Raw genomic sequence first — 21,806 nt, forward strand, 5'->3', positions numbered from 1 at the left:
ATTCAGCCACCCGGCCGGCAGCCCGTCAAGGATAATGACGGGAAAAGCGGCGGCGAGGGCCGCCGAACGGCCCGGCAACCTTGTGCAAGACACTGGAAATCGATAGCAATTTCGGCAGGGACTCCCCGGAAAACCGGGATAGATAGAGAGTTGAAGATGAAGAACAGGACTGGCCTCGTGGCCCTGATCGTGCTGGCGGCGGCGACGCTGCTCATGGTTTTCTTCGTGCTGCCCAATATGAACAAGGACAAGCCGGCGCAAACGCCCGTCGCGACCCTGACCGACAAGCCGGCCGAGACCGGCGGCGAGACGACGACGGCCGGCGGCAAGCAGGCCCGCACGAACGCGGCAGGCGAGGCCGTAACGGGGGCCGAGGCGACCGCCACGCAGGAAAAGCTGGCCGAAAGCACGACGGGCGCGGAGACCGCGACCGCCGACACGGCGAAGGCGGAAACGGAGAAAACCGAGGCGGCGCCCGCCGACCCGACCGCGGGCTGGGTGACGCCGGGCTTCGACGTGCTGCGCGTCGAGCCGGACGGTTCCACCGTCATCGCCGGCCGCGGCCAGCCGAACACGACGCTGGAGATCCGCAACGGCGACACGGTCGTCGCCACGGCCGATATCGGCCCCAGCGGCGATTTCGCGGCAGTCTTCGACCAGCCGCTCGCCGCGGGCGACTACGAGCTCACGCTGAACACCAAGGACGACAAGGGTGACTCCAAGGCCTCCGAGGAGGTTGCGACGGTTTCCGTGCCGAAGGACGGCAGCGGCGAACTGCTCGCCATGGTGTCCAAGCCCGGCGAGGCGAGCCGCCTGATCACGGTTCCCGATGTCGGCGGCAAGAAGGCCGTCGCCGAGACGGTGGAAGCGGCCAAGGCTGCCACGGACGACGTCGCCGAGGCGGCGAAGTCGGTTGCCGGCGATGTCGCGGAAGCGACGGGCGAGGCGGCGAAGGCTGCCGGCGAGGCGCTGGCGGACGCGACCGATACGAAGGCCGGCACCGAAGCCGCAGGCACCGAAACGGCGGCTGCGACGCCGGAGGCTGCCGCAACGACGACCGACGCCGCGACGCCGGCAGGCGACGCCAAGGCGCAGATCCGCGTTTCCGCGGTGGAGCTCGAAGGCGACCACATGTTCGTCGCCGGCACGACGAAGCCCGGCGCGCTCGTGCGCATCTATGCCGACGACAAGCTGGTGGGCGAAGCGAAGGCGGACGAGGCCGGACGCTATGTCGTCGATGGCGCCATCACGCTTTCCGTCGGCCGCCATGCGGTTCGCGCCGACGTGATGAGCGCGGACGGCGCCAAGGTGGACCTGCGCGCCTCCGTGCCCTTCGACCGGCCGGAGGGCGAGCAGGTCGCCGTCGTGGCGCAAGACGACCATGCCGCGGCTCCCGATACCGATACGGCGCTCGGCCTCATCGGCGGCGGCACGTTCGACAAGCTGCGCGGCGAGGCGGACAAGGCGCTCGCCCTTCTCAAGGGGCTCTACGCCAACGGCCGCGTGCCGGGCGCCGAGGAGCTGGCCGCGGCCCGCTCGGCGACGGAAATCGCGCTGAAATCGCTCGCCGAGTTCCGGCCGGGCGACGAAGAGGGCGCCTCGGCCCGCCAGATGGCCGCCAAGGCCTCCGCCGCGGCCGCGGCGGCGCTCGCCCGCCTTCAGGCGCTGCCGGCGGATGCCTCGGCGGTCGGTGCGGCCCTCGGCTCCATCGAGACGGCCGTGGCCGACGCACTGGCGCCCGCCATCGAGAAGGCCCATGTCGCCGCCGGCGACGTCTCGGCCGCGACCGACGACACGATCGAGGCGCTGACGGGCCGGGCGACCACGCTGCGCCAGCAGTTCGCCGGTCTCTTCGCCGACGGCCGCAACGCGACGTCCGGCGAGATAGAGACCGCCCGCAGCGCGCTCGAAGGCGTGCTGAAGCGCATCGTCGGCTTCGCGCCGCCGGCCGGCACCGCAAGCGATGTCGCCGCGGCCATCGAAGGGCTGAAGGGCTGGGCGTCGACGGCGCTCGACCGCCTTGCCGCCGTTCCGGCCGGCGCGGGCCGTGAGGCCTACCAGCAGGCGCTCGCCGCGCTCGAGGGCATGCCGTCGCTGACGGCCGCCGCCGAGGCCGTTGCGACGACAACGCAGGATGCCGCCACGGCCGTGACCGCCGACAACGGCGCGGCCAGGACCGAAAGCGGCACCGCAGCCGGTGCGGCGACGGCCGGCAGCGAGAGCGCCGCGACGGCGGAAGATAAGACCGGGGGCGAGGCGGCGGCCGACGAGCCGCAGACCGTCGAGCAGGCGCCGCTCCAGGCGAGCAAGACGTCGGTGATCATCCGCCGCGGCGATACGCTTTGGCAGATCTCCCGCCGCATCTACGGCAAGGGCGTGCGCTACACGACGATCTACCTCGCCAACGAGGACCAGATCAGCGATCCGGACCGCATCATCCCCGGCCAGGTCTTCGGCATTCCGGACAAGACGATGGAAAGCGACGCCGAGGCGGAAGAGATGCACCGCAAGCACGTCCACGGCGATTGACGCCCATCAATTTCCCGCCGGCCGTTGCGAAGTGGCCGGCGAGGTCCTATCTGCATCCTGCGGCGCCCCGTCGGGCGCCGCATTTTCATTCGGGCAACCAGACGTGAGCCGGGCAACACCCGGCGGAGGCCAGCGTGGCGACGACGACGAAGAAGACGATTTCGGCCGACAGCAGCAATCCGTTCCACACCCTCGTGAACCTCTGGCCCTACATGTGGCCCTCCGACCGGCCGGACCTGAAGATGCGGGTCGTCTGGGCCTCGGTCTTCCTGCTCGCCTCCAAGATCGTTCTGCTGCTCGTTCCCTATTTCTTCAAATGGGCGACCGACGCGCTGAACGACAAGCCGGATGCCGTCAGCCTGCTGCCGACGTTCCTTCTCGGCGCGGTCATGCTGGTTTTCGCCTATAACGGCGCGCGTATCGTGCAGGCGGGGCTCAACCAGCTTCGCGACGCGCTCTTTGCCAGCGTCGGGCAATATGCGGTGCGCCAGCTCGCCTACCGCACCTTCGTGCACCTGCACCGCCTGTCGCTGCGCTTCCATCTGGAGCGGCGCACGGGCGGCCTTTCGCGCGTCATCGAGCGCGGCACCAAGGGCATCGAGACCATCGTGCGCTTCACGATCCTCAATTCCGTGCCGACCTTCATCGAGTTCCTTCTGACCGCCGTCGTCTTCTGGCGCGGCTACGGCCTGCAATATCTCCTCGTCACCGCCGCAACGGTCTGGCTCTATATCTGGTTCACGGTCAAGGCGAGCGACTGGCGCATCTCCATTCGCCGCTCCATGAACGACAGCGACACGGAGGCGAACACCAAGGCCATCGATTCGCTGCTCAACTTCGAGACCGTGAAGTATTTCGGCAACGAGGAGATGGAGGCCCGCCGCTTCGACCAGTCGATGGAGCGCTACGAGAAGGCGGCGACGCAGGTGTGGACCTCGCTCGGCTGGCTGAACTTCGGCCAGGCGCTGATCTTCGGGCTCGGCATGGCGGTGATGATGGCGATGTCGGCGATGGCCGTGCAGCGCGGCGACCAGTCGGTCGGCGACTTCGTCTTCATCAATGCGATGCTGATCCAGCTCGCCATCCCGCTCAACTTCATCGGCTTCGTCTACCGCGAAATCCGCCAGGGCCTCACGGATATCGAGCAGATGTTCGAGCTCCTCGAAGTGGAGGCGGAGGTGCAGGACAAGCCGGATGCCCGCGAACTCGTCGTCACCGACGGCGCGATCTCCTTCAAGGACGTGCATTTTGCCTACGATCCGGCCCGGCCGATCCTGAAAGGTATCACCTTCGACGTGCCGGCGGGCAAGACCGTCGCGGTCGTCGGCCCGTCCGGTGCCGGCAAGTCGACGCTCTCGCGCCTGCTCTACCGCTTCTACGACGTGCAGGAGGGGACGATTACCATCGACGGGCAGGACGTGCGCGACGTCACGCAGAAGAGCCTGCGCAAGGTCATCGGCATGGTGCCGCAGGATACCGTGCTCTTCAACGACACCATCGCCTACAACATCCGCTACGGCCGCCCGGGTGCGACCGACGAGGAGGTGGCCGCCGCCGCCGAGGCCGCGCAGATCGGCCCCTTCATCCGCCACCTGCCGGAAGGCTTCAGGGCGATGGTGGGCGAGCGCGGGCTGAAGCTCTCCGGCGGCGAGAAGCAGCGCGTCGCCATCGCCCGCACGATCCTGAAGAGCCCGCCGATCCTTATCCTCGACGAGGCGACCTCGGCACTCGACACGCGCACGGAGCAGGAAATCCAGGCCGCCCTCGACGTGGTCTCGAAGAACCGCACCACGCTCGTCATCGCCCATCGCCTGTCCACCGTCATCTCGGCGGACGAGATCATCGTGCTGAAAGACGGCGTGATCGCCGAGCGCGGCACGCATGGCGAACTGATGGACCGCGAGGACGGCCTCTACGCCTCCATGTGGAACCGCCAGCGCGAGGCCGTCGAGGTCGAGGAGCGGCTGAAGCAGGTACGCGAGAGCGACGAGCTGGGCATCGTCCTGCGCGGCGCGCCGGCGGCGGAGTGACCGGCCGGGGAGCAGGGCAATCGCCTATGGATTGAAGACCCCTCCCTAAATCCCTCCCCACAAGGGGGAGGGACTTACATTTCGGCACTCCCGGCGGAAAATTTTAGGGAAAAGCATGCTTCCAGCCTTTCTCCCCCCTTGTGGGGGAGATGCCGGCAGGCAGAGAGGGCCTTCATATGCGCTTGCTCCCCGTCGCGGAGGGGGATAGCGGAGCGGCACGCCTTGCCGAAGCCGCCGCCGCCAGTGGGCTAATCGCCGCGCCGCATTGCCCCCATCGCCATTTCACGCTAGGTCGATGGCGTGAAATCATCAGGAGATGTCGGAAGATGAGTTTGGTCGATACGATACGCAGCACCCTGGTGCCGATCCATCGGGAAGGCTGGAAGTTCGTGGCCGGCTTCTTTGTCGCCTCGCTCGTCCTCGGCGCGCTCTGGCAGCCGCTGATGTGGATCGGCTTCGTGCTGACGGCGTGGTGCGCCTATTTTTTCCGCGATCCCGAGCGCATGACGCCGCAGGATGACGACCTCGTCATCAGCCCGGCGGACGGCCGCGTCTCGGCCATCGCCATGGTGACGCCGCCGGCCGAACTGGAGCTCGGCGACCAGCCGATGATGCGCATCTCCGTCTTCATGAACGTCTTCAACTGCCATGTGAACCGCGCGCCGATGCGCGGCCGCGTGACGCGCGTCGCCTATCGCGCCGGAAAATTCCTCAATGCCGACCTCGACAAGGCGAGCCAGGAGAACGAGCGCAACGGCCTCGTCATCGAGAGCGCGCACGGGCCCATCGGCGTCGTGCAGATCGCCGGCCTCGTCGCCCGCCGCATCCTCTGCTGGACCGAGATGAACGACAGTCTGGAAACGGGCGAGCGCTTCGGCCTCATCCGCTTCGGCTCGCGCCTCGACGTCTTCCTGCCGGCCGGCGCCCAGCCGCGCGTCAGCCTCGGCCAGACGGCGATTGCCGGCGAGACGGTGCTGGCCGAATTCGGTTCCGCCAAGGGGCCGGTCATCAGCCGGCGCGGTTAGGACCTCGCTCATGGACACGCCGTTTCCGCCCTATGAACCCAATGGCCCGAACGACGAGGCCCGCGGCCCGCGCCTGCGCGAGATCCCGCTGCGCATCATCATCCCCAATGTCATCACGGTTCTCGCCATCTGCGCAGGGCTGACCGGCATCCGCCTTGCCTTCGAGAACCGCTACGAGCTCGCTGTCGGCATGGTGCTGCTCGCCGCCTTCCTCGACGGCATCGACGGGCGCGTCGCCAGGCTCCTCAAGGCGACGTCGAAATTCGGCGGGCAGATGGATTCGCTTGCCGACATCGTCAATTTCGGCGTGGCGCCGGCGCTGGTGCTCTATGTTTTCATCCTCGACCAGGCGCGCTCCTTCGGCTGGATCGCGGCGCTGATCTACACGATCGCGGCGGGCCTTCGCCTTGCCCGCTTCAATGTCATGGCCGAGCGCGAGACCAAGGCGCAATGGCAGAGCGAATATTTCGTCGGCGTGCCGGCGCCGGCCGGCGCCATGCTGGTGCTGCTGCCGGTCTATATCGGCTTCCTCGGCGTCGCGCCGAGCCCGCTCTTCGGCTTCCTAGCCTCCGGTTACACGGTGCTGATCGGCTTCCTTCTCGTCTGCCGCCTGCCGGTCTGGTCCGGCAAGTCGGAGGGCAGCCGCATCCGCCGCGACCTCGTGCTGCCGGCGATCCTTCTCGTCGTGATCTATGTCGCCACGCTGATGAGCTTCACCTGGGAGACCATGGTGGTGACGGTCGTCGCCTATCTTGCGACGCTGCCGTTCGGCGCGCGCTCCTGGCAGCGCAAATACGGCGGCTGGAGCACGCCGCAGGTTCACGGCGCGACGGAATTCCCCGAGGAAACCGACGGCCATTGACGGGCGCGCACGCCGCCCTGCCATCACGTCCGTGTGAGAATTGCAAAAGCCCCGCCGCGGCACCCGCGGCGGGGCTTGCTTTTTAATTGCAGGTCGATTAATTGGTGGGCAAATAGATAGCAAGCTAATAGTATTTGGACTACCAAGATGACTGCCACAGACCCCCGCGAACGCATCCTCGACGACCTTTCCCGCGTGCAGCGCAAGATGCGCGCCCTGTTCGACGCACGCGTGAAGGAGCGGGGGCTGACCCTGCCGCGCGCCCGCGCATTGCTGATCCTCGGCCGCGGCGCCCAGCTCAACCAGCGCGAACTTGCCGACGAGCTCGACATCGAGACGCCGACGCTCGTGCGCCTGCTCGACGGCATGGAGAAGCAGGGCTTCATCGAACGCCAGTCGGTGGAGGGCGACCGCCGCGCCAAGCAGATCGTCATGACGCCGCACGGCGCAAAAGTGGCCGACGAGGTGCTCGACCTTGCCCGCTCGCTGCGCGCCGACGTGCTGGAGAGCATTTCGGCCACCGACATGTCGACCACCGTCAAGGTCTTCGCCGCCATGGCCGATAACATCGCCAAGAGCTGTCGGGAGAGCGTCGAGGCATGAGCATCGTTCCCGCCACCGATGCGAGCGGGCCGGAGGACGAGCCGGCACGATCGGCGGGGCAGGGGGCCGTTCCCCCGGCGCCCGCGCCCATAGCCCCCACCCGCGCCGCCGCCTGCATCGCCGCTTCCACCCTGCTTGCCATGACGCAGGGCTTCGGCATGAACCTCGTCGCCGCCAATATCCCGCAGATGCAGGGCCCGCTCGGCGCGACGAGCACGGAGGCCGTCTGGCTGATGGCCGCCTACATGGCGCCGAACGCCTCGCTTTCCATCGCCCTCATCAAGATCCGCAACCAGTACGGCCTGCGCCATTTCGCCGAGCTCGGCATCGCCGTCTTCCTCGTCGTCGCGGTGCTGCACATCTTCATCACGGACCTTCGTTCCGCGCTGGTGCTGCGCTTCTTCGCCGGCATCGCCGCTGCCCCGCTCTCCTCGCTCGGTTTCCTCTACATGCTGGAGGCCTTCACGCCGGCGCGCAAGCTGACGATCGGCATCTCGCTGGCGCTCACCAATATCGGCCTTGCCCCGCCGCTGACCCGGCTCATCTCGCCGCTGCTGATCGATATCGGCAACATCCGCGCCCTGCTGCGGCTGGAGCTGGCGCTCGCCATGCTGTCCTTCGCGGCGATCTATCTCCTGCCGCTGACGCCGATACCGCGGGCGAAGGTCATCGAGAAGCTCGATATCGTCAGCTATCTCCTCATCGCCGTCGGCTTCGGCTCGGGCGCGGTCATCCTCCTGACCGGCCGCACCTACTGGTGGTTCGAAGCCCGCTGGATCGGCGAGCTGCTGGTGGTCATGATCGCCGCGCTGACGCTTGCCGCCGTCATCGAGCTCAACCGCGAGAAGCCGCTGATCGACCTGCGCTGGCTCGTCAGCCGCGAGATGGTGCATTTCGGTGCGGTGCTGGTGCTCTTCCGCCTGATGCTCGCCGAGCAAACGGCTGTCGCCGGCAATTTCTTTCAGGTGATCGGCCTGCAGAACGGCCAGCTCATGCATCTCTACGCCATCGTGGCGCTGGCGACGGCGGCCGGCGGGCTCATCTGCGCGGCGGTGCTGAAGCCCGGGCGAGAGCCCGGCCTTCACATGGTCGCGCTGCTCCTGATCGGCGTCGGCGCCTTCCTCGACAGCCGCGCGACGAACCTCACGCGGCCGGCCGAAATGTATCTGAGCCAGGGGCTGATCGCGGCCGGCGGCAGCCTGTTCCTGCCGCCCGCCATCGCCGCCGGCTTCACCATGGCGCTGAAGAAGGGGCCGCAATACATCCTCAGCTTCATCGTCGTCTTCCTCGTCACGCAGAGCCTTGGGGGGCTCGCCGGCTCGGCGATCTTCGGTTCCTTCATCACGCTGCGCGAGAAATTCCATTCCAACGTGCTTGTCCAGTCGATGACGCTTGCCGATCCGCTGGTCGCCGCCCGCGTCTCGCAGCTTTCCGCCGCCTATGGCCGCACGATCACCGATCCCGCCGTGCTGAAGGCCGAGGGCGTGGCGCTGCTCGGCCAGCAGGTGACGCGCGAGGCCAATGTACTTGCCCACAACGACGCCTTCCTCGTCATCGCGCTGCTGGCGGTCTGTGCCGCGGCCGCGCTTGCCATCCACATTCTCTACGTCCGCATCCGCGACGCCCGGCCTGCCGTTCCGGCGGCCGCAGAAGGTTGAGAGCCATGAAGACATACATCCGCAACACCGCCACCACGCTCGCCCTCATCCTCGGCCTCGCCGGCATCGGCGCCGTGCTCTACGCCTGGCAGCTTCCGCCCTTTTCCAGCGACGTGCAGACCACCGACAATGCCTATGTACGCGGCTATGTGACGTTGATCAGCCCGCAGCTCGCCGGCTACGTCACGGAGGTGGCGGTGAAGGACTACGAGACGGTGAAGGCCGGCCAGGTGCTCGCCCGGCTCGACGACCGCATCTATCGCCAGAAGGTGGAGCAGGCCAACGCCACGCTCGCCAGCCAGAAGGCGGCGCTCGCCAATTCCGAACAGCAGGAAAAGGCGGCCAACGCGCGCATCGGCGCGAGCGAGGCGGCGCTTGCCAGCGCCAGCTATGCCAAGCGCCGGGCGGAGGAGAACCGCAACCGCATCGAGGAGCTCTCCGACAAGGGCATCGCCACCGAGAGCGACCGCGAGCAGAGCCGCACCGCCTTCGACCAGGCGGAAGCCGCCGTCACGCAGGCCGCAGCCAACCTCGAGGTGACGAAGCAGGACCTCCAGACGATCATCGTCGCCCGCGATTCCCTGCGCGCGGCCGTCGCGGGGGCGGAGGCCTCCGTGGAACTGGCGAAGATCGACCTCTCCAACACGGTCATCAAGGCCCCGCGCGACGGCGCGGTGGGCGAGGTGGGCGTCAAGCTCGGCCAGTACGTCGCCGCCGGCACGCAGCTCATGGCCGTCGTGCCGCGCGATACCTGGGTGATCGCCAACTTCAAGGAGACGCAGCTTGCCTATATCAAGCCCGGGCAGGCGGTGGAACTGACGGTGGACGCCTTCAAGCACGCCGTGCTGAAGGGCCATGTCGAACGCTTCTCCCCCGCCGCCGGCTCGGAATTCAGCGTCATCCGGCCCGACAACGCCACCGGCAACTTCACCAAGATCGCCCAGCGCATTCCCGTGCGCATCACCATCGACGAGGGGCAGGACCTTGCGAAGTACCTCGCGCCGGGGCTTTCGGTGGAGGTGCGGACGGTGGTGGGGGACTAGGCTGGGCCTGAACAGTGCGTCGTGCCGTGGGAGGTGGATCCTCGGGTCAAGCCCGAGGATGACGACAGACGGGAAGTATGGCGGCAAAAGCGGCGGTTCCGCATGCCGCACCGTTTGACGGATGGGTACCTCTCCTCCCCACCGTCATCCTCGGACTTGACCCGAGGATCCACGCGGCACCCGCCCTTCAAAAAGAAGCCCACCTCACTCCGGCAGGCGATACTCCACCAGCCATCCCTTGCGCATGTCGAAGAGCTTGCCCGTCTCGGCATAGTCCGGCGAGACCAGCGGCAGAATGGCTTTCGCCACCTCGGAGGGGTGCTGTACCGTCGCCGGGTCCTCGCCGGGCACGGCCTGCGCGCGCATGGCGGTGCGGGTGGCGCCGGGGTCGAGCGAGGTGATGCGCAGCGCCGTGCGCTGCGTCTCGCCGGCCCATGTGCGGGCAAGGGCTTCCACGGCGGCCTTGGAGGCGGAGTAGGGGCCCCAGAAGGGCTTGCACTTGTGCGCGGCGCTGGAGGAGAGGAGCACGGCGCGGCCGGCATCCGATTTCAGCAGCAGCGGCGCGAGGGAGCGGATGAGCCGCCACGTCGCGGTGACGTTGATCGTCATGACCTTCTCGAAGACCTTCGCCTCGACATGGTCGATCGGCGAGATCGTGCCGAGCACGCCGGCATTGGCGACGAGGATGTCGAGCCTGCCCCAGCGCTCGAAGATCGAGCCGCCGAGCTTGTCGATGGCCGCCATGTCGGCGAGGTCGAAGGGCACCAGCGTCGCGCTGCCGCCGAGTTCCTTGATCGCATCGTCGAGTTCTTCCAGCCCCCCGACGGTGCGGGCGCAGGCGATGACATGCGCGCCGGCTTTCGCCAGTTCCAGGGCGGTGAAATAGCCGATGCCGCGCGACGCGCCGGTGACCAGCGCGAGGCGGTCTTTCAGGTCGATGCTCATGATTGTCTTCAATTATCCGTTGCTTGCCAGAACCGAGAGCTTCCGTCCCATCGTCTCGCCTTCCTTGTCAAGGAGGCGCGTCGGATAGTCGCCGGTGAAGTAGTGGTCGGTGAACTGCGGGCGGGCGGGATTGCGGTCCTCGCCGCCGACGGCGCGATAGAGGCCGTCGATGGAGATGAACTCCAGCGAATCCGCGCCGATATGCTTCGCCATGGCTTTCACGTCGTTGTACTGGTTGGCGAGCAGCTTGTCGCGGTCCGGCGTGTCGATGCCGTAGAAGTCCGGGTAGAAGATCATCGGGCTGGCGACGCGGATATGCACTTCCCTGGCCCCGGCATCGCGGATCATCTGCACGATCTTCAGCGAGGTCGTGCCGCGCACGATGGAATCGTCGACGAGGATGACGCGCTTGCCGTCGATCATCGCGCGGTTGGCCGAGTGCTTGAGCTTCACGCCGAAGGCGCGGATCTGCTGCGTCGGCTCGATGAAGGTGCGCCCGACGTAGTGGTTGCGGATGATGCCGTATTCGAACGGGATGCCGCTTTCCTGCGCATAGCCGAGCGCGGCGGGCGTGCCGCCGTCCGGCACGGGCACGACGACGTCGCCCTCGACCGGATGCTCCTTGGCAAGGTTGATGCCCATGTTCTTGCGCGCGACATAGACGCTGCGCCCGCCGACGACCGAGTCCGGCCGGGCGAAATAGACATATTCGAAGAGGCAGAGGCGCTCGGGCTGCGGATTGCCGGATTTCTTCGCCTCGATGGTGATCGAGCCGTCCGGCTGGATCTCGCAGACAACGATCTCGCCGTTCTCCACGTCGCGGATGTATTTGGCGCCGATGATGTCGAGCGCGCAGGTTTCCGAAGCGAAGATCGGCTTGCCGTCGAGTTCGCCCATGACGAGGGGGCGGATGCCCGTGGGGTCGCGCGCGGCGATGAGCTTCGTGCGGGTGATGCCGAGCATCGAATAGCCGCCCTCCATCTGGCGGATGGCGTCGATGAAGCGGTCCGTCGTGGAGGTGTAGCGCGAGCGGGCGATGAGATGCAGGACGACTTCCGTGTCGGAGGTCGACTGACAGATCGCCCCGCCGGCGATGAGCTGGCGGCGCAGCGTCAGGCCGTTGGTGAAGTTGCCGTTGTGCGCGACGGCGATGCCGCCGACTTCGAGCTCGGCGAAGAGCGGCTGCACGTTGCGCAGCGCCACTTCCCCGGTGGTGGAATAGCGCGTGTGGCCGATCGCCATGTTGCCGGGCAGCTTGGCCAGCGTCGCCGGGTTCGTGTAGTGGTCGCCGACGAGGCCCATGTGCTTTTCGGTATGGAACTGCTTGCCGTCGAAGGAGACGATGCCCGCCGCTTCCTGGCCGCGATGCTGGAGCGCGTGCAGGCCGAGCGCCGTCAGCGTCGCGGCATCCGGATGGCCGAGAATGCCGAAGACGCCGCACTCCTCATGAAGCGTGTCGCCGTCGAGATCGTCGTCGTGGCGGCCGGGGAACAGGAAATCGCTCATTGCTGCAAGCCTTTGCTCGGGACCTAGGAGGTTGCACGGGGTCTTCGTCGTCCTCGGCCATGCCCATATGGGCATTACCGAAAGCATTTGCCACCGAGGCCCGGGAGCGTCAGTGGCGATGTCTCATCCTACCAAAAAACCGGGGAGCCCGCCTTCGTCATTTTTCGCGAGCGGCGGCTCCCCCGGTCGATCATCCGTTGGTGGCGGGCGTATCTTCGGCGGGCGCCTGGTTCGTGCCGCCGGTCGCCGCGTCCGGGTCTTCCGTGGTGCCTTCGCCGCCGGCGGGCTTGCCGCGCAGGCGGTCGAGGATCGTCGCGTCCGCATCCTCCGGCAGCAGCGCCACGAGGCGCGAGCCGAGATTGTCGAGCAGCGGCTTGGACTTTGCGGTCGTCACCCAGGTCGGCTGCTGCTGGGGGGCCACCAGCCAGTTGAAGAACAGCATGGCGACAACGACGAGCAGGATGCCGCGGGCCGCGCCGAACAGGAAGCCGAGCGTGCGGTCCAGCGCGCCGATGCGGCTGTCGATGATGAAGTCGGCGATGCGCATGGTGATGAAGGAGATCACGATGAGCGCGACGAGGAAGACGGCGCCGGCCGAACCGACCATGGCGACCGTGTCGCTGGTCGTATAGTCCTTCGCGTAAGGCAGCAGCACCGGATAGAGGAAATAGGCGGCTGCCGCGGCACCCACCCAGCTTGCGACGGAAAGCACTTCACGCGAGAAGCCGCGCACCATCGCCAGCACGGCGGAGAACAGCGCGACGCCGATGACGATACCGTCGAGAATTGTGATGGGCATGTTCGTCCTACTCCAAACCCTGTGCGGAGCGCACATTAGCGGAAGGCGCCTTCGCCGTCTCAGTTCGGCACGCGTTTCCCACAGGGGCGTTGCGCTGCCGGAGGGCGTCAGACGTCCTCGTCTTGCCGCGTGAGGGCGTTCTTCGAACCGGCAATGCGCGCCACCAGATCCGGCAGGCCCTCGATCTCGTTCCAGCGTCCGCCCGTGCCCTTGGGCAGATCGGCGGAACCGGCGGGCAGAACGGCCTGCGAGAAACCCAGCTTTTCCGCCTCCTTGAGGCGCTGGGCGGTGTGCGCCACCGGGCGAACGGCACCCGACAGGCTGACTTCGCCGAAATAGACGCAATCGGACGGAAGGGCAAGACCGGCAAGCGAGGAAACGAGCGCGGAGGCGACGGCAAGGTCGGCCGCCGGTTCCGAGATGCGGTAGCCGCCCGCCACGTTGAGGTAGACGTCGTGCTGGCCGAGCCGGACGCCGCAATGGGCCTCCAGCACCGCGAGGATCATCGAGAGCCGCGCCGAATCCCAGCCGACGACCGCGCGCCGCGGCGTGCCGAGCGAGGTGGGGGCGACGAGCGCCTGCACCTCCACCAGCACCGGGCGCGTGCCCTCCATGCCGGCGAAGACCGCCGCGCCCAGGGCTTTCGCATTGCGCTCGCCGAGGAAGAGCTCGGACGGGTTGGACACCTCGCGCAGGCCCATGTCGGACATTTCGAAGACGCCGATCTCGTCCGTCGGGCCGAAGCGGTTCTTGACGGTGCGGAGAATCCGGTAGTGGTGGCCGCGGTCACCCTCGAAATAGAGGACGGCGTCGACCATGTGCTCGACGACGCGGGGGCCGGCGATCTGGCCCTCCTTGGTGACGTGGCCGACGAGCACCATAGCCGCGCCCGTCTGCTTGGCGAAGCGGATCATCGCCTGCACGCCGGTGCGCACCTGCGTGACCGTGCCCGGCGCGGCCTCCGCCGTGTCGCTCCACAGCGTCTGGATCGAATCGATGATCACGAGGTCCGGCCGCTTGCCTTCGCCGACGGTGGCGAGGATATCCTCGACATTGGTTTCGGCGGCGAGCAGCACGTCGGTCTCGTGCGCGCCGAGGCGCTGGGCGCGAAGACGCACCTGCGCCACCGCTTCCTCGCCCGAGACGTAGATGATGCGGTGGCCGCGGCGGGAGAGGGCGGCGGCGGACTGCATGAGCAGCGTCGACTTGCCGATGCCGGGATCGCCGCCGATCAGCACCGCCGAGCCGCGCACGAAGCCGCCGCCGGTCGCCCGGTCGAGCTCGGCGATGCCGGTGTGGATGCGCGGGGCTTCCTCCGTCTCGCCGGAAAGCGTGGTGAGCGCGACGGGCCGGCCCTTCTTCGGCACCTTGCCGGGGCCGGCGCCGATGCCGCCCATCGGGTCTTCCTCGACGACGGTGTTCCATTCGCCGCAGCCCTCGCATTTCCCGACCCAGCGGGAATGCACGGTGCCGCAGTTCTGGCAGACGAATTGGGTGCGGGCTTTCGCCATCAGGTCTCGCTTTCCGGAGCGTCGGTGGAATCGCTTCGGAAGCCCTTAGCACAAAACGGGAACATTTCCTATTTTTTCGCCAGCTCGTAGCGCCGTTCGTAGCGGCGGCCGAGGCTCGTCAGCAATTCGTAGTCGATGGTGCCGCCGGCGCGCGCGACGTCGCTGACCGGCATGGAGCGGCCGAAGAGCTCGATGAAGTCGCCGGCCCGCACGCTTCCGGCCGGCAGGTCCGTCACGTCGAAATGGGTAAGGTCCATGGTGACGCGGCCGATGACCGGCACGGTGTGGCCATGCACGACGCCCTGCGCGCCCGCAATGTTCGCCTGCCGCACCGGCACGCCGGAGCCGGAAAGGCTGCGCATGTAGCCGTCCGCATAGCCGATGGCGGCGACGGCGATGCGCGTGTCGCGCGAAAGGACGGCGGTGGCGCCGTAGCTGACGCTCTCGCCGGCCTTGGCCTCGCGCACCTGCAGGATGCGGGCCTCGGCGGTGACGACCGGCTTCATGGGATTGGCGACGCCGTTCACCGCCGCGCCGCCATAGAGCGAAATGCCCGGGCGGGTGAGGGTGAAATGATAGTCCTCGCCGAGGAAGATGCCGGCCGAATTGGCAAGGCTCGCATCGATATCGTCATAGGCCGAGACGACGCTGCGGAAGCGCTGCAATTGCTGGCGGTTGAGGATATGCCCGGGATCGTCCGCGCAGGCGAGGTGGCTGAGGAGCATGATCGGCGAGAAGCTTGCCGGCCGCGCCGGGTCGTCCGCGAGCGCCAGCGCGTCCTCGACCCGCAGGCCAAGGCGGCTCATGCCGGTATCGACATGCAGCACGCAGGGAAGGTCACCTCCCTCGGCGATCGCCGCCATGAAGACGACGAGCTGTTCTTCCGAGGCGATGACGGGCACGAGGTCGAATTCGAAGAACAGCCGCTCCGAGCCGGCCCACATGCCGGACAGCACGTAGATGCGCACCTCGGGCAGGATGGCCCGCAGCGCCGCGCCTTCCGCCGGGGTGGCGACGAAGAAATCGCGCGCGCCCGCCTGGTGGAAGGTCCTTGCCGCCGGTTCCAGCCCGATGCCGTAGGCATCCGCCTTCAGGACGGCGGCGGCACGGGCCGCGCCCGAGCGGCGCGCCATGGCGCGCCAGTTGTCGGCGAGCGCGGAAAGGTCGACGGTCAGGCGGGCATGGTCCTCGCCGGCAACGGGAAGGCTGGAACGGGCGGGCGTGTGCTGCGTGCTCATGGCTTTGAATACAGCCTGTGGACCATGACGGCAATATGCCCGCCGGCCGCATTGCCGCCGGCGGGAGCGGCCTCTATGGTGCCGGCCGAAACGGGGGAACCATGCGGCGCACGGCGGGAACGATGTTTTGGGCGGCGGCCATCGCGCTCGCCTGCCGGATGCCGGCGGCGGCGCAGGAAACGCCGACCGATGCCGAGATGCGCCAGACGCATGCCGTGCTGCTCGGCCTTGCCCAGGACGGCGCCCTGCCGGAACGCGACAACAGCGGCGACATCTACTATTCCGTCGTGGAGAACCCCGACGCGCCGCGGCTGGCGACGCGGCTCGAAGTGTCCGGCGCGCCCTGCCGCGCCCGCACGATCTCGGCCCTGCAATTCCCCGACAAGTGGGCGACCCTGACGCTCGGCCTCGTCGACCTCGCCCGCATCACCTCCGTCACCGCCTATGCCTCGGTGGAGGACATGATCGCCGAGACCAACCCCGTGCCGCTCGATTCGGAGGAGGCCGTGCAGGTCGTGCTTGCGGGCGAGGGGCTCTACTGTTCCAGCCGCATGTCGCTCTCGGGCGAGGCGGCCACCGGCGAGACCTGCTCCGACCGCCTCGACCTGCCGATGATGGACGCCGAGCAGAAAGCCCGCGCCCGCCGCGCCCTCGCCATTGTCGCGGATTTCTGCAAGGCCCCGGGGTTTCGCAGGAGGTGAGGGGGCGGGCAAACGCGATACGTCGACGGTGGTGAAAGGAGCGCCGAACGGAGGCAACCTCCGCCCGGCACCCCTTCCGCCTCAATGCTCGTATTGCGTGAACGACGGGTCCGCGAGGTCGGTGAAGCGGGTGTATTCCGACTGGAAGGCGAGTTTCACCGTGCCTGTCGGCCCGTGGCGCTGCTTGGCGATGATGACGTCCGCCGTGCCCTTCACCTTCTCGAACTGCATCTTCCATTCTTCGTATTTCGGGTCGAACTCGTCGCGCGGCTCGAGGTTCTTCACATAGTATTCTTCGCGGAACACGAAGAGCACCACGTCGGCGTCCTGCTCGATGGAGCCGGATTCGCGAAGGTCGGAGAGCTGCGGGCGCTTGTCCTCGCGGCTTTCCACTTGTCGGGAGAGCTGCGAGAGCGCGATGATCGGCACGTTCAGCTCCTTGCCGAGCGCCTTCAGGCCCGTGGTGATCTGGGTGATTTCCTGCACGCGGTTGTCGCTGGATTTGCCCGAGCCGGTCATGAGCTGGATATAGTCCACCACCAGGCAATCGAGGCCGCGCTGGCGCTTCAAGCGCCGCGCGCGGGCGGAAAGCTGGGCGATGGAAATGCCGCCGGTCTGATCGATATAGAGTGGCACCTTCTGCATCATCTGCGAGCAGGCGACGAGCTTTTCGAAATCGGCCTCGGAAATGTCGCCGCGGCGGATTTTTGAAGACGACACTTCCGTCTGTTCGGAGATGATACGCGTGGCGAGCTGTTCGGAGGACATTTCGAGCGAGTAGAAGCCGACGACACCGCCGTTCCTCGCCTTGAACGAGCCGTCCGCCTGCACCTCCGGCTCATAGGACGCGGCGATGTTGTAGGCGATGTTGGTGGCAAGCGAGGTCTTGCCCATGCCGGGGCGTCCGGCGAGCACGATAAGGTCCGAGCGCTGCAGGCCGCCCATACGGGCGTCGAGCGAGTGGATGCCGGTGGAAATGCCCGAAAGCGAGCCGTCGCGCTCGAAGGCGGCGCCCGCCATGTCGATCGCCTGCGCCACCGCGTCGTTGAACGACTGGAAGCCGCCGTCGTAGCGGCCGGTCTCGGCCAGCTCGAACAGGCGGCGTTCGGCGTCCTCGATCTGGTTCTGCGGCGGCATGTCGAGCGGCGCGTCATAGGCGATGTTGACCATGTCCTCGCCGATGGTGATCAGCGAGCGGCGGAGCGCCAGGTCATAGATCGCCCGGCCGTAGTCTTCCGCGTTGATGATCGTCACGGCTTCGGAGGCGAGGCGCGCGAGGTACTGCGGGATCGTCAGGTCGCCGACCTTGCCGTCGGCCGGCAGGTGGGTCTTCAGCGTGATGGTGGTCGCGATCTTGCCCATGCGGATCGTGTCGCCGGCAAGCTCGTAGATCTTGCGGTGCAGCGGCTCGTAGAAATGGATGGGCTTGAGGAAATCCGAGACGCGGTAATAGGCATCGTTGTTGACGAGGATGGCGCCGAGGAGCGCCTGTTCGGCCTCGACGTTGTTCGGCGCCTCGCGATGATGGGCTTCCGCCGGCTCCCGGCCGGCCTGGTTCAGCTTGCGCACCGCGTCGTTCATCGCTGCGAATCTCCCCGTTGCTGTTTGCGAAGGCCGGTGGTTTCCGGTCTTTCGGGCCGGGGGTCAAGCGCTTCCCGCCCGGTCGGCGCTTTAGGCCCGCTGTTAGACTTTTCCACAGGCCCCGGGGATGCGGCAAGCGCGGATTTGCCCGCGCCCGCCTCTTCCGTGTTGACAGGCCCCGAATCTCAGAGCGAGGCCTCCTTCGGGAACTGCCGCGCGCCGCGCTGGGCGCCCTTCGCATCGCCCTCGTGCGCCCGCAGGCAGTCCTCGCCGCGCCCGATATAGTCGCGCGTCAGCGGCACGGCCTGCTGGTCGTGCACGAGCTGGATCTGGAAGACCACGAGGTTCTGCCAGCGGAAGGCGCTTTCCGAGGCCGCGAGATAGAACTCCCAGATGCGGCAGAATTTTTCGTCGTAGAGGGCCTTCGCCTCCTCGCGCCGCGCCATGAAGCGCTCGCGCCAGTGGCGCAGCGTCTCGGCATAGTGCAGCCGAAGGATCTCGATGTCGGTGATGGCAAGCCCGCTCTTTTCCACCGCCTGCATCACCTCCGAAAGGGCGGGGATGTAGCCGCCCGGGAAGATGTACTTCTCGATGAACGGGTTGTTGGCCGTCGGCCGGTCGGTGCGGCCGATCGTGTGCAGCAGCATCACCCCGTCGCGCTTCATCAGCGCGGCGCTCTTCTTGAAATAGGTGAGATAGTTCGGCCGGCCGACATGCTCGAACATGCCGACGGAGACGATGCGGTCGAACGGGCCTTCCGTGTTGCGATAGTCCTGCAACAGGAATTTCACCTCGTCGGAGAGCCCGGCATCGCTCGCCCGCTTGACGGCGAGCGCGTGCTGCTCGTCGGAGAGCGTCACGCCCGTCACCTTCGCGCCGAGCTGGCGGGCGAGGTAGAGCGCCATGCCGCCCCAGCCGCAGCCGATGTCGAGCACGCTTTGTCCCGGGCGGTTGATGTTGAGCTTGGCGGCGATGTGCCGCTTCTTGGCGAGCTGCGCATCGTCCAGCGACAGGTCCGGCCGCTCGAAATAGGCGCAGGAATATTGCCGGTCCTCGTCGAGGAAGAGGTCGTAGAGGGCGCCGGTCAGGTCGTAATGGTGCTGGACGTTGCGGCGCGAGCGCACGACGCTATTCTTCTGGCGTAGCCAGCGGAAAAGGAAGCGGACCCGCTCCAGCGTGCGGTTCCAGCCGGTGTCGTAATATTTGAAATCGGGATTGCCGGTGAAGACGGCCTTGAGGAGGCCGTACATGTCGCCCTCGACGATGTCGATATCGCCGGTGCCGTAGTAATGGCCGAGATAATAGGCCGGATCGAACGCGATGCCCCACAGGGCCTTGCGGGTGTTGAGGCGCATGTGGACGGGATTGCCGGTGCCGTCGCCATAGGTCTGGCTGGTGCCGTCGGGGTAGGTAATCTTCAGGTTTCCGGTCTCGACAAGGCGGGAAACGAGCGTCTGTACAATGAATTTCATTCGGTAAACTCCGTCACGCTTAAAAAATCTGGCGGAACGGGTCTGGTCGGAAACCGGCCTGTAGAAGCGGCCCGACCGCCAATCCAGTCTAACGAAGTATAAATATTAACGCGCTGGCCGGGATTTCAACCCGTATTTTTTGGCCTTTGACAAAAGCGAACGGGCCGGCAAAGCCGGCCCGGAATCACTGCAGAGGGAAGATTGGAGCAAGGCGCCCCGAAACGAATGAGCCGGCAGGGCCGGCTCACCGTCTGTCTCAGGCTTCGTCTTCGCCTTCGAGGTCGGCTTCCGGATCGAAGAAGTCGGCGGCCGTCAGGGCGTCTTCGTCGACGCCGTAGATGGCGTCGGCCGAGGTCAGGCTTTCGCCCTTGGCCTGGCGTTCCGCTTCGTCGGCCGAACGGGCGACGTTGAGTTCGATCGCGATCTCGACTTCCGAATGCAGGTGCAGGACGACCTTGTGCAGGCCGATCGACTTGATCGGGGTGTTGAGCTCGACCTGGTTGCGGCCGATGTTGAAGCCTTCGGCAGCCAGCGCCTCGATGATGTCGCGGGCAGCGACCGAGCCGTAGAGCTGGCCGGTTTCGCCGGCGGAGCGAACGACGATGAACGACTTGCCGTCGAGCTGTTCGGCGACCTTCTGGGCTTCCGACTTGCGCTCGAGGTTGCGGGCTTCCAGCGTCGCACGCTCGGATTCGAAGCGCTTCTTGTTGGCGTCGTTGGCGCGCAGCGCCTTGCCGAGCGGCAGCAGGTAGTTGCGGGCAAAGCCGTCGCGAACCTTTACGGTTTCGCCCATCTGGCCGAGCTTGGCGATGCGTTCGAGAAGAATGACGTCCATTTTCAAGTTCCTTTCTAGAGTTCAGGTATTCCGGTTGTCTTTCCCGGCCGGGCCGGCGGGCGTGAGCGCGATGGAGCGCCGCGTATCCGAAAGGCCGAGGACGAGGATGGCGAAGATCGGTAAGGTGAAGAGCAATACCGAGGCATAGGCGAACCACAGGGCGAGAGGCCGCCACGGCTTGCCGCGCGTCCTGAAATGCAGGCTCGCGAAGCCGGCGAGCACGAAGCCGGCCCCGAAGGTGCCGCACACGAGCGCGCCGACGATCGCCGGCACGCCGCCCGCGAAGGCGAGCACGAGACCGGCGAGAAAGAGGAAGATCGCATTGCGGGGCATGCGCAGCGAGGAGGGCATGTCCTCACGCGGGCGAAGCCCCTTGCCCGAGACGCGCACGATGAAGGTGGCGACGTAGTAGGCAAGGAACAGCAGGAACACCCACAGCGCGCCCTGCACGAGCGGCAGCGCCAGCGCGAAGATCGACTTGAGCTGCGCGACGGAGGCGGCATCGGGGTTGTAGAGCGGTTCCTGTTCCTTCAGCGTCTCGATGACGATGTCGACGAGCTTGCCGGCCATGGCGCTGTCGTAGCCGACGATGGCGCCGACCGCGATCATGCCGAGCGTCACCATGACGGCGAGGTGCACGAGGATGGAGGAGAGCGGATACCAGGCGAGCGCATCGTCCGGGCCGCCGAGCTCGGAGGCGGGGCGGGCGAGGTTGGCGAGGTTGCTCAGCCAGCCGGCCGGGATCAGCGTGATGATGACGATGAGCGCGGCGAAATAGGACGAGACCAGCACGGAGGCGATGGCGCCGCCGGCGATAACGGCGATGAAGGCGCTGGCATTGCCCCAGCCGAGGCCGGCGATGAGGATGGGAAGGGCGGACGCTGCGTAAAGCACGATGGCGAGCGACGACTGCGCGTTCGCGCTCAGCGAAAGCAGAGCGGCGGTCAGGCCGGCGATCAGGCCGGTCGCAATCGAGGTCGGCGTCAGGGTCTTCACGTTTCGCTGTCCTGTCCGATGAGACAGTTAGAGGAGTTTCCTGACAATCTGATTCAGGACCGTTTCCCCAACATGGGATTCTTGGCTTTACAAAGCCGGCGGCTCCGATCCGCGCCCACCGCGGAAGGGAAACGGGGAAGGCGGCGAGCCGTCTTCCCCTTGAGTCATGTGCCCCGGCCCGACGCTGAGTCAGGCCGCGGTGTCACGTCCTTACGCTACGACGTAGGGCAGCAGGCCGAGGAAGCGGGCGCGCTTGATCGCCTTGGCGAGTTCGCGCTGCTTCTTCTGGGAAACGGCCGTGATGCGGGACGGAACGATCTTGCCGCGCTCGGAGATGTAACGCGACAGGAGACGGACGTCCTTGTAGTCGATCTTCGGAGCGTTTGCGCCCGAGAAGGGGCAGGTCTTGCGGCGGCGGTGGAACGGACGGCGTGCCGGAGCGGAAGAAATATCAGCCATTGTCTTAGTCTCC

The 21,806-nt window shown here is 66.9% G+C and carries 18 protein-coding genes; 8 read left to right on the top strand and 10 right to left on the bottom strand.

What is annotated here, in order from left to right; all coding sequences use genetic code 11:
• The first annotated feature begins 156 nt into the window (after positions 1 to 156).
• The 7 genes from ACZ5TO_RS05010 to ACZ5TO_RS05040 all read left to right on the top strand — a co-directional run bounded on the left by ACZ5TO_RS05010 (position 157) and on the right by ACZ5TO_RS05040 (position 9,750).
• A complete protein-coding gene (locus ACZ5TO_RS05010) occupies positions 157 to 2,529 on the top strand; it encodes a LysM peptidoglycan-binding domain-containing protein (RefSeq protein WP_464799776.1) in 2,373 nt (790 codons plus the stop codon).
• 134 nt (positions 2,530 to 2,663) lie between these two features.
• Positions 2,664 to 4,559 (top strand): ABCB family ABC transporter ATP-binding protein/permease, encoded by a 1,896-nt coding sequence (locus ACZ5TO_RS05015; RefSeq protein ID WP_464799777.1) that lies wholly within the window; start codon positions 2,664 to 2,666, stop codon positions 4,557 to 4,559.
• A 326-nt stretch (positions 4,560 to 4,885) separates the two neighbouring features.
• Complete coding sequence (locus ACZ5TO_RS05020; RefSeq protein ID WP_464799778.1) at positions 4,886 to 5,584, top strand: phosphatidylserine decarboxylase; 699 nt, start codon at positions 4,886 to 4,888, stop codon at positions 5,582 to 5,584.
• A gap of 10 nt (positions 5,585 to 5,594) precedes the next feature.
• A complete protein-coding gene (pssA, locus tag ACZ5TO_RS05025; RefSeq protein ID WP_464799779.1) occupies positions 5,595 to 6,446 on the top strand; it encodes a CDP-diacylglycerol--serine O-phosphatidyltransferase in 852 nt (283 codons plus the stop codon).
• Between the two features lie 147 nt (positions 6,447 to 6,593).
• Complete coding sequence (locus ACZ5TO_RS05030; protein WP_184144660.1) at positions 6,594 to 7,049, top strand: MarR family winged helix-turn-helix transcriptional regulator; 456 nt, start codon at positions 6,594 to 6,596, stop codon at positions 7,047 to 7,049.
• The gene (locus tag ACZ5TO_RS05035) at positions 7,046 to 8,707 is read left to right on the top strand and encodes an MFS transporter (RefSeq protein ID WP_464799780.1); all 1,662 of its coding nucleotides are present in this window, start codon (positions 7,046 to 7,048) and stop codon (positions 8,705 to 8,707) included. The genes ACZ5TO_RS05030 and ACZ5TO_RS05035 overlap by 4 nt, the downstream gene beginning before the upstream one ends.
• A 5-nt stretch (positions 8,708 to 8,712) precedes the next feature.
• Positions 8,713 to 9,750 (top strand): HlyD family secretion protein, encoded by a 1,038-nt coding sequence (locus tag ACZ5TO_RS05040; RefSeq protein WP_464799781.1) that lies wholly within the window; start codon positions 8,713 to 8,715, stop codon positions 9,748 to 9,750.
• Positions 9,751 to 9,954: 204 nt separating this feature from the next.
• On the opposite strand, the gene ACZ5TO_RS05045 is transcribed toward ACZ5TO_RS05040, so the two are convergent.
• The 5 genes from ACZ5TO_RS05045 to alr form a co-directional block, all read right to left on the bottom strand.
• Positions 9,955 to 10,695 (bottom strand): SDR family NAD(P)-dependent oxidoreductase, encoded by a 741-nt coding sequence (locus ACZ5TO_RS05045; protein ID WP_464799782.1) that lies wholly within the window; start codon positions 10,693 to 10,695, stop codon positions 9,955 to 9,957.
• A gap of 12 nt (positions 10,696 to 10,707) precedes the next feature.
• A complete protein-coding gene (gene purF, locus ACZ5TO_RS05050; RefSeq protein WP_184144656.1) occupies positions 10,708 to 12,201 on the bottom strand; it encodes an amidophosphoribosyltransferase in 1,494 nt (497 codons plus the stop codon).
• 190 nt (positions 12,202 to 12,391) lie between these two features.
• Positions 12,392 to 13,000 (bottom strand): CvpA family protein, encoded by a 609-nt coding sequence (locus ACZ5TO_RS05055; RefSeq protein WP_184144655.1) that lies wholly within the window; start codon positions 12,998 to 13,000, stop codon positions 12,392 to 12,394.
• 107 nt (positions 13,001 to 13,107) lie between these two features.
• Positions 13,108 to 14,511 carry a DNA repair protein RadA gene (radA, locus tag ACZ5TO_RS05060; RefSeq protein WP_464799783.1) on the bottom strand — a complete coding sequence of 468 codons (1,404 nt, stop codon included), beginning with the start codon at positions 14,509 to 14,511 and terminating at the stop codon, positions 13,108 to 13,110.
• A gap of 68 nt (positions 14,512 to 14,579) precedes the next feature.
• The gene (alr, locus tag ACZ5TO_RS05065) at positions 14,580 to 15,749 is read right to left on the bottom strand and encodes an alanine racemase (protein WP_464799784.1); all 1,170 of its coding nucleotides are present in this window, start codon (positions 15,747 to 15,749) and stop codon (positions 14,580 to 14,582) included.
• A 122-nt stretch (positions 15,750 to 15,871) separates the two neighbouring features.
• Here alr and ACZ5TO_RS05070 point away from each other — a divergent pair, with 122 nt between their 5' ends.
• Positions 15,872 to 16,450: a hypothetical protein gene (locus ACZ5TO_RS05070; RefSeq protein ID WP_464799785.1), complete on the top strand. Its 579-nt coding sequence runs from the start codon at positions 15,872 to 15,874 to the stop codon at positions 16,448 to 16,450.
• A gap of 81 nt (positions 16,451 to 16,531) precedes the next feature.
• On the opposite strand, the gene ACZ5TO_RS05075 is transcribed toward ACZ5TO_RS05070, so the two are convergent.
• From ACZ5TO_RS05075 to rpsR, 5 genes are all read right to left on the bottom strand, one after another.
• On the bottom strand, positions 16,532 to 18,031 hold the full coding sequence (locus ACZ5TO_RS05075; protein WP_184144651.1) for a replicative DNA helicase: 1,500 nt from the start codon (positions 18,029 to 18,031) through the stop codon (positions 16,532 to 16,534).
• A 185-nt stretch (positions 18,032 to 18,216) separates the two neighbouring features.
• The gene (locus ACZ5TO_RS05080) at positions 18,217 to 19,503 is read right to left on the bottom strand and encodes a class I SAM-dependent methyltransferase (RefSeq protein WP_464799786.1); all 1,287 of its coding nucleotides are present in this window, start codon (positions 19,501 to 19,503) and stop codon (positions 18,217 to 18,219) included.
• A gap of 256 nt (positions 19,504 to 19,759) precedes the next feature.
• Positions 19,760 to 20,338 (bottom strand): 50S ribosomal protein L9, encoded by a 579-nt coding sequence (gene rplI / locus ACZ5TO_RS05085; protein WP_464799787.1) that lies wholly within the window; start codon positions 20,336 to 20,338, stop codon positions 19,760 to 19,762.
• Between the two features lie 21 nt (positions 20,339 to 20,359).
• On the bottom strand, positions 20,360 to 21,334 hold the full coding sequence (locus ACZ5TO_RS05090; protein WP_464799788.1) for a DUF2232 domain-containing protein: 975 nt from the start codon (positions 21,332 to 21,334) through the stop codon (positions 20,360 to 20,362).
• 210 nt (positions 21,335 to 21,544) lie between these two features.
• Positions 21,545 to 21,793: a 30S ribosomal protein S18 gene (rpsR, locus tag ACZ5TO_RS05095; protein WP_097139135.1), complete on the bottom strand. Its 249-nt coding sequence runs from the start codon at positions 21,791 to 21,793 to the stop codon at positions 21,545 to 21,547.
• Between the last annotated feature and the right edge of the window lie 13 nt (positions 21,794 to 21,806).

The organism is Shinella sp. Sh6 (assembly GCF_055392685.1).

Bases quoted from the DNA above. Each gene is read 5' to 3' on its own strand.
- ACZ5TO_RS05010 (WP_464799776.1), top strand. From the start codon at position 157: ATGAAGAACAGGACTGGCCTCGTGGCCCTGATCGTGCTGGCGGCGGCG.
- ACZ5TO_RS05055 (WP_184144655.1), bottom strand. From the start codon at position 13,000: ATGCCCATCACAATTCTCGACGGTATCGTCATCGGCGTCGCGCTGTTC.
- alr (WP_464799784.1), bottom strand. From the start codon at position 15,749: ATGAGCACGCAGCACACGCCCGCCCGTTCCAGCCTTCCCGTTGCCGGC.
- ACZ5TO_RS05045 (WP_464799782.1), bottom strand. From the start codon at position 10,695: ATGAGCATCGACCTGAAAGACCGCCTCGCGCTGGTCACCGGCGCGTCG.
- ACZ5TO_RS05070 (WP_464799785.1), top strand. From the start codon at position 15,872: ATGTTTTGGGCGGCGGCCATCGCGCTCGCCTGCCGGATGCCGGCGGCG.
- rplI (WP_464799787.1), bottom strand. From the start codon at position 20,338: ATGGACGTCATTCTTCTCGAACGCATCGCCAAGCTCGGCCAGATGGGC.
- purF (WP_184144656.1), bottom strand. From the start codon at position 12,201: ATGAGCGATTTCCTGTTCCCCGGCCGCCACGACGACGATCTCGACGGC.
- ACZ5TO_RS05075 (WP_184144651.1), bottom strand. From the start codon at position 18,031: ATGAACGACGCGGTGCGCAAGCTGAACCAGGCCGGCCGGGAGCCGGCG.
- pssA (WP_464799779.1), top strand. From the start codon at position 5,595: ATGGACACGCCGTTTCCGCCCTATGAACCCAATGGCCCGAACGACGAG.
- ACZ5TO_RS05035 (WP_464799780.1), top strand. From the start codon at position 7,046: ATGAGCATCGTTCCCGCCACCGATGCGAGCGGGCCGGAGGACGAGCCG.
- ACZ5TO_RS05020 (WP_464799778.1), top strand. From the start codon at position 4,886: ATGAGTTTGGTCGATACGATACGCAGCACCCTGGTGCCGATCCATCGG.
- rpsR (WP_097139135.1), bottom strand. From the start codon at position 21,793: ATGGCTGATATTTCTTCCGCTCCGGCACGCCGTCCGTTCCACCGCCGC.
- ACZ5TO_RS05030 (WP_184144660.1), top strand. From the start codon at position 6,594: ATGACTGCCACAGACCCCCGCGAACGCATCCTCGACGACCTTTCCCGC.
- ACZ5TO_RS05040 (WP_464799781.1), top strand. From the start codon at position 8,713: ATGAAGACATACATCCGCAACACCGCCACCACGCTCGCCCTCATCCTC.
- ACZ5TO_RS05080 (WP_464799786.1), bottom strand. From the start codon at position 19,503: ATGAAATTCATTGTACAGACGCTCGTTTCCCGCCTTGTCGAGACCGGA.
- radA (WP_464799783.1), bottom strand. From the start codon at position 14,511: ATGGCGAAAGCCCGCACCCAATTCGTCTGCCAGAACTGCGGCACCGTG.